The following is an 11,792-nucleotide window of genomic DNA, read 5'->3' on the forward strand; positions in this document are numbered from 1 at the left end:
AAGAGTTTACTTTTTATTCCATGTAAAGTAAGCTTAACGTAAAGGAAGCTTTACAAGGTGGATTGACATGAAGAACAGAATCAGGGAAATGCGCGCAGAAAAAGGAATGACTCAGGAACAGCTGTCGGTTCAGGTAGGCGTTTCAAGACAATCAATCATTGCGATTGAATCAGGAAAGTACAATCCGTCTTTGGAACTGGCGTTTAAGATCGCCAATTCGTTTACGTGCAGAATTGAAGAGATTTTTATTTTTGAGGATGGGGGAGAGGAATGATGGAATCGGCTGGGGCTTTTATCGGGTTATACGGAGGCATGGCAGCGGGTCTTATGGCCTGGTGGCTTGGTCTTTATTTTGCGAAGAAAAAAAGGGGAGTGGATGAAGTTTTTCACTTCATTGAACAGAAATCACGGTCAGTCGCATGGATCTTTACGATGATTGCCATCTATTTTTTCTTCACCCTTCTGCTTTTCGGAGTGGATTTGAGCCCTGCGATGATGCTGTCTCTTCTCCTCTTTGTTCATTTGGGCAGCTGGGCGATTGCAAAAGTTATTCTTTCGGTCCGTTTCAGCAGTACAGGGTCAGACATCAATTAAACCCTTGACACTTTTTACATTCAATCATAAACTAACGATAGACACTAGTTTATCAGAAAATTCAGTACGAAGTGAGATATGACGCATGAGCATACAGCCAGATCACCGTATCGGAAAAAATGCCATGCAGCTTGTTCTGCTTGAAGAAGAGGAGCAGCTGTACGGAGAAAAGCTGAAAGAACAGGGATTTCAATTTTGCCTTGGCAAGACAGGATCAATGGAGACGCAGAAAGTAGTGGCGGCCATTGAAACGGCAGCGAAGCGTTCTGGCGTGATTTCGCCCGACGGATACCGGGAAACGCATGCTTTGTACCATGCGATTATGGAAGCGCTTCACGGTGTGACGCGCGGCCAGGTTCAGCTCGGAAGCGTGCTCAGGACAGTCGGTCTCAGGTTTGCGGTTGTCAGAGGCAAACCGTACGAGGCAGAAACAGAAGGCGAATGGATTGCCATTGCATTGTACGGAACCATCGGTGCGCCGGTGAAAGGCTCCGAGCATGAGGCAATGGGGCTTGGAATTAACCACATATAAGATGCGCCCATAGTTATGAGATAGCAGGGGGCTGTATCAGTAGAAAACACGTTTCGAGTGTTTCTATTGGTATGGCCTCCTTTTTGTTTGTCATTTTTCTATAAAAAGGAGCAGCGGCATGATTGAATTAACGGGACATTCCTTAACAATTGAAGCGGCCAGAAAGATTATCTATGACAAAGAAGCAGTGCATATACCTCAGCATGTATGGGGAAAAGTCGAGAAAAGCCGGAAAGCGGTTGACGCCATTGTGGCGCAGAAAAAAGTTGTATACGGCATCAATACGGGATTTGGAAAGTTCAGCGATGTGCTGATTGATGCCGAGCATGTGGAAGAACTCCAGATCAACCTGATCAGAAGCCACGCCTGCGGTGTCGGGGATCCATTTCCTGAAGAAGTATCAAGAGGGATGCTGCTGCTCAGGCTCAATGCACTTCTGAAGGGCTTTTCGGGGGTGCGGAAGGAAGTGCTCGAGCTGCTTGCCGAGCTGATCAACAAGAAGATTCACCCTGTGGTGCCGCAGCAGGGATCACTCGGTGCAAGCGGGGATCTCGCTCCGCTTTCCCACATGGCTCTCGTTCTTGCTGGAGAAGGAGAGGTCCTTTATCAGGGGAAGCAAATGGAGACAGCTGAAGCCTTTCATACAGCAGGCCTGGAACCTGTTACTCTTCAGGCAAAAGAGGGCCTCGCTCTCATTAACGGCACACAGGCCATGACGGCGATGGGGCTTGTCAATTACATCGAAGCAGAATCAGTCGCCCTTCAGGCGGATTACATTGCGTCCATGACACTAGAAGGATTAAGAGGAATCATTGATGCATTCGATGAAGACATTCACCTTGCCAGGGGCTATAAGGAACAGACGGAAGTAGCCGAGCGTATTAGAGGCATCTTAAACGGCAGCTATCTCGTGACGCATCAGGGAGAGCTCAGGGTGCAGGATGCCTACTCGCTAAGATGCATTCCCCAGGTACACGGAGCAAGCCTTCAGGTGCTTTCATACGTAAAAGAGAAGCTTGAAATTGAAATGAATGCCGCGACAGATAATCCGCTCATTTTTGATGAAGGCAGAAAAGTGCTCTCAGGCGGCAATTTCCATGGGCAGCCGATTGCGTTTGCGATGGACTTTTTAAAAGTGGGAATGGCAGAGCTTGCAAATATTTCAGAGAGGAGAATTGAGCGCCTCGTCAATCCGCAGCTGAATGACCTCCCGCCGTTTCTGAGTCCGATGCCGGGTCTTCAGTCAGGTGCCATGATCATGCAGTACTGTGCGGCGTCTCTTGTTTCTGAAAATAAAACCCTCGCCCACCCGGCAAGCGTTGATTCCATCCCGTCATCGGCGAATCAGGAGGACCACGTCAGCATGGGGACGATTGCCTCAAGGCATGCCCACCAGATTATCCAGAACGTGAGAAGAGTGCTTGCGATCGAACTTATTTGTGCCATGGAAGCGGCGGCTTACAGGGGAATCGAAAAAATGGCGGAGACAACGAGACGCTTTTATTTTCACGGCCGGAATGCTGTACCAGCAATCACGAAGGACCGGGTGTTCTCAAAAGATATCGAGGCGGCGGCAGCCCTTCTGAAAAAAACAAATATGAAACGGTTTGAAAAAAATCATAACGACACAAAGGGGGAAATTGTATCATGACATTGAAATTTACGGGGGCAAAACGGGGAACAGAGCTTGAATGCAAAGGCTGGGAGCAGGAAGCGGCTCTTCGGATGCTGATGAATAACCTTGATCCTGAGGTAGCGGAAAAACCGGAAGACTTAATTGTCTACGGGGGGATCGGAAAAGCGGCGAGAAACAGGGAGGCGCTTGACGGTATTATCCGCTCGCTGAAATCACTTGAAGGGGATGAGACGCTGCTCATTCAGTCAGGCAAGCCTGTCGGGATCTTTAAAACCCATCAGCATGCTCCGCGCGTTCTGCTTTCAAACTCCGTTCTTGTCCCGAAATGGGCAGACTGGGAGAACTTCCATGAGCTTGATCAAAAAGGGCTGACGATGTACGGGCAGATGACAGCGGGCAGCTGGATTTATATCGGCACGCAGGGAATCCTCCAGGGAACATATGAAACCTTTTCTGCTGTAGCTAAAGAGCATTTCGGCGGAAGCCTGAAAGGAACCATCACGCTGACGGCTGGACTCGGAGGCATGGGCGGAGCGCAGCCGCTCGCTGTCACAATGAACGGCGGCGTAGTCATTGCGGCAGATTCGGATCAAAGCAGAATTGAGAAAAGACTTGAAACCAAGTACTGCGACAGGCTCACACATTCATTCGACGAAGCAGTGAAGTGGGCGGAGGAAGCGAAGGCAGAAGGCCGTGCGCTTTCAATCGGTCTTGTGGCAAATGCCGTGGATGTGCTTCAGGAAGTGCTGGCAAGAAAGATAAAAATTGACGTTCTTACTGACCAGACCTCTGCCCATGATCCGCTGAACGGCTATTTCCCGCATGGAATGACGGTAGATGAGGCACTGCAACTGAAAAAGGACCATCCAGACCTTTATGTTCAAAAATCAAAGGCATCGATGGCGGAGCATGTCCGCTGCATGATTGAGCTGCAACAGCGGGGAACCATCGTTTTCGACTACGGCAACAACATCCGCCAGGTGGCAAAAGATGAAGGAGTGGAAGATGCTTTTGCCTTCCCGGGGTTTGTTCCGGCCTATATCCGGCCGCTTTTCTGCGAAGGGAAGGGTCCGTTCAGATGGGCGGCACTATCAGGGGATCCTGCTGATATCCACCGTACAGATGAGCTTATTAAAGAGCTGTTTCCGGAAAACGAAGCTTTGCTTCGATGGATTGACATGGCTCATGAACACGTTGCCTTTCAGGGGCTGCCTGCACGGATTTGCTGGCTTGGCTACGGAGAGCGGGTGAAGATGGGCCTCGCCATCAATGAACTAGTCCGAACAGGAGAGCTGAAGGCTCCGGTTGTCATCGGCCGCGACCACCTTGACTGCGGCTCTGTCGCCTCGCCGAACCGGGAGACAGAAGCGATGAAGGACGGCAGCGACGCCATCGGAGACTGGGCCGTATTGAATGCGCTCGTAAACACATCTGCAGGAGCTAGCTGGGTTTCCTTCCATCACGGCGGAGGTGTCGGCATGGGATATTCCCTCCACTCAGGCATGGTCGTGGTGGCGGACGGGACGGAGACAGCAAAGAAGAAGCTTGAACGCGTGCTCGTTTCAGATCCGGGCATGGGCATCATCCGCCATGCAGATGCCGGCTACGCGGAAGCTCAGGAGTTTGCAAAAGAACACAATGTCCGCATCCCGATGCAGGAATAGGAGGAGGCTTTATGCAATTCGACTTAATACTTGAGAATATCGGCCAGCTCCTGACAATGGATTATGGAAAAGAAGGACCGCTCTGCGGAAAAGAAATGGATCAGCTGATTGTTCGTGAAAACATGACAGTCGCTGTTAAAGACGGCAAGATAGCGGAGATTGCACCATCATCTGCGGCAGCGGACTGGGAGGCGGACAAACGGATTGACTGCGGCGGCCGCCTCGTCACTCCCGGTCTCATTGACCCGCATACCCACCTTGTCTTTGCAGGATCCCGTGAGCACGAGATGGGCCTCAAGCAGCAGGGCATGCCGTACCTGGAAATCCTGAAGCGGGGCGGGGGGATTCTTTCGACTGTTGAAAAAACAAGAGCCGCAAACGAGGTGGATCTATATAAAAAAGCAGCCGGGCACCTGAATGAAATGCTGTCATACGGAACAACTACGGTTGAAGCGAAAAGCGGGTACGGGCTTCAAGCCGATGCGGAGCTTAAACAGCTGAGGACGGCCAAAAAGCTAAACGCGGAACATCCTGTCGACGTCGTTTCCACGTTTCTCGGCGCCCATGCCATTCCTGCAGAGCGCAGGGATCAGCCTGAGGTGTTCTTAGACGAAATGTTCCAGCTGCTAGATGTCATTGAAAAAGAAGAGCTTGCCAAATTTGTGGATATTTTTTGTGAAACAGGTGTGTTCACAATCGAACAGTCCCGTGCCTTTTTAACAAAGGCTAAACAGAAGGGATTCGGGCTTAAGATTCATGCAGACGAGATTGACCCGTTAGGCGGGGCAGAGCTTGCCGCAGAGCTCCGCGCTGTCAGTGCCGAGCATCTGGTAGGCGCTTCTGACACGGGCATTAAGCGTCTTGCAGAGACCGGCGTCATCGCCTGTCTTCTTCCGGGAACCTCTTTTTACCTGAACAAACCGGATCATGCCAAGGCGCGGAAGATGCTTGATGAGGGTGTTGCGGTGACCCTTGCAACAGATTTTAATCCAGGCAGCTGCCCGACTGAAAACCTGCAGCTGATCATGTCGTTTGCAGCCGTCATGTACAAAATGACAGTGAAGGAAATCTGGAATGCGGTCACGGTAAATGCCGCCCATGCCATTGGTCTCGGCGGACAGAGAGGCGTGATTGCCCCGATGCAGCAAGCTGACCTTGTCATCTGGAACGCAGATAACTATGAGTACATTCCGTACCATTTTGGCGTGAACCATGTAGGGACCGTGATAAAAAAAGGCGCTGTCGTGTATGAAAAGGGGGACTGTCATGAGCGGGCTTCCCTATCTTTCACATGAAGCAGGATTTACAGACAGAGGCATTACCAAGGCCGGAAAGCTGCTTGAAAAATGGAAAGAGGGAGACGCTTCAGGCATCGGTCTGATCGGAGTCCCCCTGTCAAAACCGTCAATCAGCCACTCCGGCGCATCCTTTGCGCCGCAGACAATCCGGAAAATGATGAACGCTTTTACCACATATTCCATCCAGGATGATATGGATATACAGCGAATCACAGATTTCGGGGACATCACCATGCATGTAACCGACCTGTCAGATTCAATCAGACGAATCGAAGAAACAGCAGCAGGCATTCTGAACAGGTACTCTGATATTCTTCCAATCTTCCTTGGCGGGGATCATTCGGTCACGGCCCCTCTTTTTAAAAGCTTTAAAGAGACAAGGGGCAAAGCGGGGATCATCCAATTTGATGCCCACCACGATCTCAGGAACCTTGATGATGGAGGCCCGTCCAACGGAACGCCCTTCAGACAGCTGATTGAAAAAGGCGTCCTTGAAGGGAAGCATCTCCACCAAATCGGAATCCGCAATTTTTCTAATGGCAAAGTCTACACGGATTACGGAAAACAGCATGGCGTCCGCATTTATACGATGCAGGATGTCTATGAAACCGGCATTCTGCCAATCTTGGAGGCAGCCGTTCACGAACTGCTCAAAGAAACAGACCAAATCTACGTATCTCTTGATATGGATGTCATGGATCAGGCGTTTGCTCCGGGGTGTCCGGCGATTGGTCCGGGCGGAATGGATGCAAGGATGCTGATTGAAGCCATGCGTTTTCTTGGGGAAACGCCTCAGGTGAAGGCCCTTGATATTGTGGAAATTGATCCCGCCGTCGACTTCAGGGATATGACGAGCAGACTCGCTGCCCATGCCATCTTAACGTTTCTGTCAGGCTATCAAACCCGGTAATAGTTGTTCACACTTTTCTGACAGAAAGGTATACTTAAAAGAAAACGGGGGAGTGTGCAGCTTTTGATCACAGAAGAAAAAACCGTAAAATTGGCGGTGAATGGAGGAATCGGCTTCGGGGCCAAATTGACCGCCAGGCAGCTTTTGACGCTTGCCGCCTATATGGAAGAGGACCAGGAACTTGAGCTCACAACCTTTCAGCAGCTCTATCTCGACATTCCTGAAAGCAGGCTGGAGGAAGCCAAAACAGCCTTTCAGCTCTGCGGTCTGCAGTGGTATCCCGTCGGCAGCTTTGTCAAAAGCCTGCGCACCTGCAACTTCTGCAAAGGCGCTGAAGAGGAAGGAATGCCCACCGCAATCGAACTGAACGAAAGAATACAGGGAAAACCGGTCCCGTTTCCGCTCAAAGCAGCCTACACCGGATGCCCGAATGCCTGTGGTGAGCCTCTCGTAAACGACATCGGCGTGATTAAAATGAAAGATACCTACGACCTGTACGTCGGCGGCAGGGCAAAAGGCATGAATGCCCAGACCGGCACGCTGCTGTTCGAAGGACTCACACCCGCGCAGCTGTACTCTGCTGTTGAGAAGATCATTGACATTTACGCGGCAAACGGAAAAAAGCGGGAGTATTTTGCGAAGTTCTTGAAACGGTACGGGGTGGAGAAGCTGAGAGGGGAAGCTTCGTTTGAGGTTTTTAAAGTATAAATATCCCCTTTATTGAGGCGTGTAAAAGCGGATTGCATCAGGAAACTCCGGACTGGAATGAGTTCGGAGTTTTTTCTGAATATAAGGCTTTTTAGTACTGCCACATACAAAAGGGGGATCTTTCACAATTTGGCGTTATTTCCTAAAGTGGTGCCACTTTTCAGGGGAAAGTGTCCGCATAAATGGTGCCATTTACCGAAGTGGTGCCTTTTTTAGGGGAAAGTGCCTGCATAAGTGGCGCCATCCCAGGTAGTGATGCCACTTTCCAAGGGGTAGCGTCGTCATAAGTGGCGCCATTCTCCGAAGTGGAGCCACTTTTCAAGGGGTAGCGTACACGTTAGTGGCGCTATTCTCTTTTGTGTTGCGGAGAATGTCACTTTTTAAGCTTTTACGTTTCCTCCCCAATTCTCTCCGGAGACCAGCTGGGTCATTAATTGCAAATAGATTGAGTGTTTAGTAGACGATAGCCAGATCATGTTTGCTGTAAAAACTCTGGTGATCCATTCAGTTATGGTGTAGTGCTGCTGCGACAATCCTCCTAGTTTCATTGATATCCCTCTGATTAATCGAATACGTTTTTATCATTTACTCTATTCATAGCATATCCATTTTGAAACTTTGGACGGCGGAATATCGAATTTTCTATTGGAAAAATAATTGCAATCGGTGTGTAGACAAACCACCGTGGATAACAAGAATAGATACAGTTCCTGCTGTAGACAAAGCTCTCTTTTCTTTAATTCATGCTCTCAATTTAGAAAACGACACTAGCGCCCATTACATGCCTAAGCAAAAATAAAATAATTGTATAGGGTATTATGATATGGTATTATAAAAATATTAAATCACATATATGATTTAAAATCACATATATGATTTAGGGGGTATGACATGTCAGTAAAATCTGCAGAACGAGTATTAAGAGTCTTTGAATTAGTAGCTCATCACCCAGAAGGTCTAACCATTAAAGAAATTAGTGAAAATCTTTCGTTCCCACAGAGCAGTACATCTAATTTAGTTGGTACTCTTTTTGAGGAAGGATATCTAACCCAAGATTCCCTTAAACGATATAAATTAGGGCCTAAACTGGTTCAGCTTGGAACGCTTGCAATGGAATCTCTGGACATTTCTTCTCAAGGAACACCACATCTTAAAAAACTGATGGAAGATGTGCAGGAAACAGTATTCATGGCTGTATTATCTGAAAAAGAGTTAGTTTACGTGGCTAAGATAGACAATAATCGGTCTATTCGAACAACCGCTCAACCGGGTTACCGGAAACCTTTATATTGCACGGGACTAGGCAAAGTATTTCTGGCTTTCCTGCCCCAGAATGAGAAAAATGCTATTTTGGACTATGCTGAACTTTCCCCTATTACAAAAAATACAATCACGGATCGCCAAGAATTAGAGAAGGAATTGAAAAGGTTTGCAGGTTTGGGATACTCCATTGATGATGAGGAAAATGAAGAGGGTTTATATTGTTTAGCAGCACCCATTTTCGGTGCAGATCATACCATTCAAGCAGCCATTAGTGTAGCCGGGCCGAAAGAAAGAATGATCAGCCGCAAGGAGTTCATAGCGGATAAACTTCTTCAAACATCAAAGAAAATCTCCAAAAGCATTGGGCATTCATAAGAGCTGCAAGAGATAGAAAAGGAGGCACAGTATGGATGTAGTGAGTATGGGAGAAACGATGGTTTTGTTTACTCCGGATACACAAGGGCAGATGAGGTACGCCAGGAATTTCTCGTCAAAAATGGCTGGTGCCGAAACTAACACATTGATCGGGCTGGCAAAGCTCGGTCACAAGACAGGATGGATCAGTCGTGTAGGGAAGGATGAATTTGGATCGTTCGTCCTTTCAGCAGTCAGGGCTGAAGGAGTCGATACAAGTCAAGTCACCACTGACAAAAATGCACCAACAGGTATCTTTTTTAAAGAGATGCTGAATGAAAAAAATGTTCGAATTTACTACCACCGAAAATATTCTGCGGCCAGTTTTCTGGATCCTAGTCATATTAAAGAAGAGTATATCGCAAGCGCGAAATACCTATACATAACAGGTATTACTCCAGCACTAAGTCAATCTTGCCTCGATAGCATTTTCTATGCTATCGAGGTAGCAAAGAAACACGGGAAAAAGATTGTCTTTGACCCTAATATTCGCCGTAAATTATGGAGCGATGAAGAAGCTCGAACAACACTTTTGGCAATAGCAGAAAAAGCAGATATTGTACTCCCGGGCATTAATGAAGGAGAATTTTTGTTTGGAACAGAGGATTGTGAAGAAATAGCTGAGCTATTTCATAATCATGGAGTTGCAACCGTTATCATCAAACGTGGAGAAAAAGGAGCTTATTATTCGACTTCTGCTGAAAAAGGATATGTACAAGGCTTTGAAGTGGAAAAAGTAGTGGATCCAGTCGGTGCAGGTGACGGGTTTGCAGCTGGTGTGATTTCAGGTTTATTGGATGGGCTTCCTCTTGAGAAGTGTGTGCAGAGAGGCTGTGCCATTGGAGCTTTAGTAACGACTGTTAGCGGAGATATCGAGGGGCTGCCTGACCGAGAAATATTGGAAGCGTATACTAAGTTGCCGGGTTCAGATGATGTTACACGTTAAATAGAAAGAGGAGGACCATAATCTCTATGAATACATTGTCAAGCATTCTAGAAAACAAAATTGTAGCTATTATCCGCGGTGCAAATCCAAATGATGTGATAAAGATTGCAAAAGCACTTCATGAAGGCGGAGTAGGCGCTTTGGAAATTACGATGAATTCTCCAAAACCTTTATCTGTGATTGAAAAGGTATCAGATGAACTGGGAGATCAAGTGATAATTGGGGCAGGAACAGTTTTGGATCCTGAAACGGCCCGTGCCGCTATCTTAGCGGGAGCTAGTTTTATTTTGTCTCCTACTGTCAATATTGAAACGATTAACATGACAAAGAGATACGGGGCGGTAAGCATTCCGGGTGCGTTTACTCCGACTGAGATTCTATCAGCCTATGAAAATGGAGGAGATATTATTAAAGTTTTCCCTGCTGCTTTAGGACCTGGTTTCATAAAAGATATACGGGGACCTCTTCCGCAAATTCCATTACTTCCAACAGGCGGTGTTGATTTAAGCAATATTCAGGCATTTATGAAAGCGGGTGCTATTGGCTGTGGACTTGGAAGCGCTCTCGTGAATACAAACCATGAGGTAACAGATGAATATTTAGTGCAATTAACAGAAAAAGCGAAACAATTTGTTTCAGCTGTAAAATCAAACAACTAAAAAGGGGAGTATTTATTATGAAAATTACTAGTTATGAATTGTTTCAAGTACCGCCGCGATGGTTGTTTTTAAAAATTGAAACAGATGAGGGAATTATAGGATGGGGCGAACCTGTTATTGAGGGGAGAGCTGAGACGGTAGGAACAGCAGTAAAAGAATTAATGGAGTATTTGATTGGAAAAGATCCGTTAAGAATTGAAGATCATTGGAATTATATGTATCGCTCAGGTTTTTATAGGGGCGGCCCTATCTTTATGAGTGCAATTGCAGGAATCGATCAAGCTCTTTGGGATATAAAAGGAAAATTTTATAATGCTCCCGTTCATCAGCTATTAGGAGGAGCATGCAGGGATTCTATTCGTGTTTACTCATGGATTGGCGGAGATCGTCCTGCTGAAGTGGGATCATCAGCAAAGGCAGCTGTTGAAGCCGGATTTACTGCGATAAAAATGAATGGAACCGAGGAACTGCAGATCATTGATTCCTATGAAAAAATTGATCAGGCAGTCGAACGTATTGCTGCTGTTCGTGAAGCTGCCGGACCTTATGTCGGAATAGGTATTGATTTTCACGGTCGTGTACATAAACCAATGGCTAAAATATTAGCAAAAGAACTTGAAGCTTACCGGCCGATGTTCATCGAAGAGCCAGTGCTTCCGGAGAATAATGAGGCGTTAAGGGAGATTGCTCGGGCAACCAATATACCGATTGCAACAGGTGAAAGAATGTTTTCAAGATGGGAATTTAAGAACCTATTAATGGATGGTTATGTAGATATTATTCAGCCGGATTTATCCCATGCAGGCGGTATTACAGAATGCAAAAAAATAATTTCGATGGCTGAAGCATTTGATGTTGCTGCAGCTCCGCACTGTCCTTTAGGGCCAATAGCATTAGCTTCATGTCTTCAAGTTGATGCTACGTGTCACAATGCGTTTATTCAAGAACAGAGTCTTGGCATTCATTATAATCAGGGCAGCGATTTACTGGATTACATTGTCGATAATCGTGTATTCAAATATGAAAACGGTTACGTGAAAATACCTGAAGGTCCTGGTTTAGGAATTGAAATTAACGAAGATCATGTGAGGAAGATGGCAGAAATCGGTCATAATTGGAGAAATCCAGTATGGAGACATACTGATGGAAGTATCGCAGAGTGGTAAAA

The 11,792-nt window shown here is 47.0% G+C and carries 12 protein-coding genes; all 12 read left to right on the forward strand.

Annotation, left to right across the window (positions count from 1 at the left end):
* Positions 1 to 67: 67 nt before the first annotated feature.
* The 12 genes from RKD52_RS03200 (at position 68) to dgoD (ending at position 11,790) form a co-directional block, all read left to right on the forward strand.
* On the forward strand, positions 68 to 274 hold the full coding sequence (locus tag RKD52_RS03200; RefSeq protein ID WP_454098640.1) for a helix-turn-helix transcriptional regulator: 207 nt from the start codon (positions 68 to 70) through the stop codon (positions 272 to 274).
* On the forward strand, positions 271 to 594 hold the full coding sequence (locus tag RKD52_RS03205) for a hypothetical protein (RefSeq protein ID WP_454098641.1): 324 nt from the start codon (positions 271 to 273) through the stop codon (positions 592 to 594). The genes RKD52_RS03200 and RKD52_RS03205 overlap by 4 nt, the downstream gene beginning before the upstream one ends.
* Before the next feature lie 85 nt (positions 595 to 679).
* Positions 680 to 1,126: a hut operon transcriptional regulator HutP gene (hutP, locus tag RKD52_RS03210; protein WP_320154577.1), complete on the forward strand. Its 447-nt coding sequence runs from the start codon at positions 680 to 682 to the stop codon at positions 1,124 to 1,126.
* A gap of 118 nt (positions 1,127 to 1,244) precedes the next feature.
* A complete protein-coding gene (hutH, locus tag RKD52_RS03215) occupies positions 1,245 to 2,777 on the forward strand; it encodes a histidine ammonia-lyase (protein ID WP_454098642.1) in 1,533 nt (510 codons plus the stop codon).
* Complete coding sequence (hutU, locus tag RKD52_RS03220) at positions 2,774 to 4,426, forward strand: urocanate hydratase (RefSeq protein WP_454098643.1); 1,653 nt, start codon at positions 2,774 to 2,776, stop codon at positions 4,424 to 4,426. Before hutH ends, hutU begins: the two co-directional genes overlap by 4 nt.
* Positions 4,427 to 4,437: 11 nt before the next feature.
* Positions 4,438 to 5,721: an imidazolonepropionase gene (hutI, locus tag RKD52_RS03225; protein WP_454098644.1), complete on the forward strand. Its 1,284-nt coding sequence runs from the start codon at positions 4,438 to 4,440 to the stop codon at positions 5,719 to 5,721.
* Positions 5,693 to 6,634 (forward strand): formimidoylglutamase, encoded by a 942-nt coding sequence (gene hutG / locus RKD52_RS03230; RefSeq protein ID WP_454098645.1) that lies wholly within the window; start codon positions 5,693 to 5,695, stop codon positions 6,632 to 6,634. The genes hutI and hutG overlap by 29 nt, the downstream gene beginning before the upstream one ends.
* Before the next feature lie 63 nt (positions 6,635 to 6,697).
* Positions 6,698 to 7,342: a nitrite reductase gene (locus tag RKD52_RS03235; RefSeq protein WP_454098646.1), complete on the forward strand. Its 645-nt coding sequence runs from the start codon at positions 6,698 to 6,700 to the stop codon at positions 7,340 to 7,342.
* A gap of 891 nt (positions 7,343 to 8,233) precedes the next feature.
* A complete protein-coding gene (locus tag RKD52_RS03240; protein ID WP_454098647.1) occupies positions 8,234 to 8,980 on the forward strand; it encodes an IclR family transcriptional regulator in 747 nt (248 codons plus the stop codon).
* Between the two features lie 31 nt (positions 8,981 to 9,011).
* Complete coding sequence (locus tag RKD52_RS03245) at positions 9,012 to 9,965, forward strand: sugar kinase (protein WP_454098648.1); 954 nt, start codon at positions 9,012 to 9,014, stop codon at positions 9,963 to 9,965.
* A gap of 26 nt (positions 9,966 to 9,991) precedes the next feature.
* A complete protein-coding gene (locus RKD52_RS03250; protein ID WP_454098649.1) occupies positions 9,992 to 10,624 on the forward strand; it encodes a bifunctional 4-hydroxy-2-oxoglutarate aldolase/2-dehydro-3-deoxy-phosphogluconate aldolase in 633 nt (210 codons plus the stop codon).
* A 17-nt stretch (positions 10,625 to 10,641) separates the two neighbouring features.
* Positions 10,642 to 11,790: a galactonate dehydratase gene (gene dgoD, locus RKD52_RS03255; protein ID WP_454098650.1), complete on the forward strand. Its 1,149-nt coding sequence runs from the start codon at positions 10,642 to 10,644 to the stop codon at positions 11,788 to 11,790.
* The last annotated feature ends 2 nt before the right edge of the window (positions 11,791 to 11,792 follow it).

The organism is Metabacillus sp. SLBN-84, assembly GCF_053629595.1.

What these genes read in the sequence shown, in the direction of transcription:
- RKD52_RS03240 (WP_454098647.1), top strand. Translation starts at nt 8,234, where the DNA reads ATGTCAGTAAAATCTGCAGAACGAGTATTAAGAGTCTTTGAATTAGTA.
- RKD52_RS03250 (WP_454098649.1), top strand. Translation starts at nt 9,992, where the DNA reads ATGAATACATTGTCAAGCATTCTAGAAAACAAAATTGTAGCTATTATC.
- RKD52_RS03245 (WP_454098648.1), top strand. Translation starts at nt 9,012, where the DNA reads ATGGATGTAGTGAGTATGGGAGAAACGATGGTTTTGTTTACTCCGGAT.
- hutG (WP_454098645.1), top strand. Translation starts at nt 5,693, where the DNA reads ATGAGCGGGCTTCCCTATCTTTCACATGAAGCAGGATTTACAGACAGA.
- hutH (WP_454098642.1), top strand. Translation starts at nt 1,245, where the DNA reads ATGATTGAATTAACGGGACATTCCTTAACAATTGAAGCGGCCAGAAAG.
- RKD52_RS03205 (WP_454098641.1), top strand. Translation starts at nt 271, where the DNA reads ATGATGGAATCGGCTGGGGCTTTTATCGGGTTATACGGAGGCATGGCA.
- hutP (WP_320154577.1), top strand. Translation starts at nt 680, where the DNA reads ATGAGCATACAGCCAGATCACCGTATCGGAAAAAATGCCATGCAGCTT.
- hutU (WP_454098643.1), top strand. Translation starts at nt 2,774, where the DNA reads ATGACATTGAAATTTACGGGGGCAAAACGGGGAACAGAGCTTGAATGC.
- dgoD (WP_454098650.1), top strand. Translation starts at nt 10,642, where the DNA reads ATGAAAATTACTAGTTATGAATTGTTTCAAGTACCGCCGCGATGGTTG.
- hutI (WP_454098644.1), top strand. Translation starts at nt 4,438, where the DNA reads ATGCAATTCGACTTAATACTTGAGAATATCGGCCAGCTCCTGACAATG.
- RKD52_RS03200 (WP_454098640.1), top strand. Translation starts at nt 68, where the DNA reads ATGAAGAACAGAATCAGGGAAATGCGCGCAGAAAAAGGAATGACTCAG.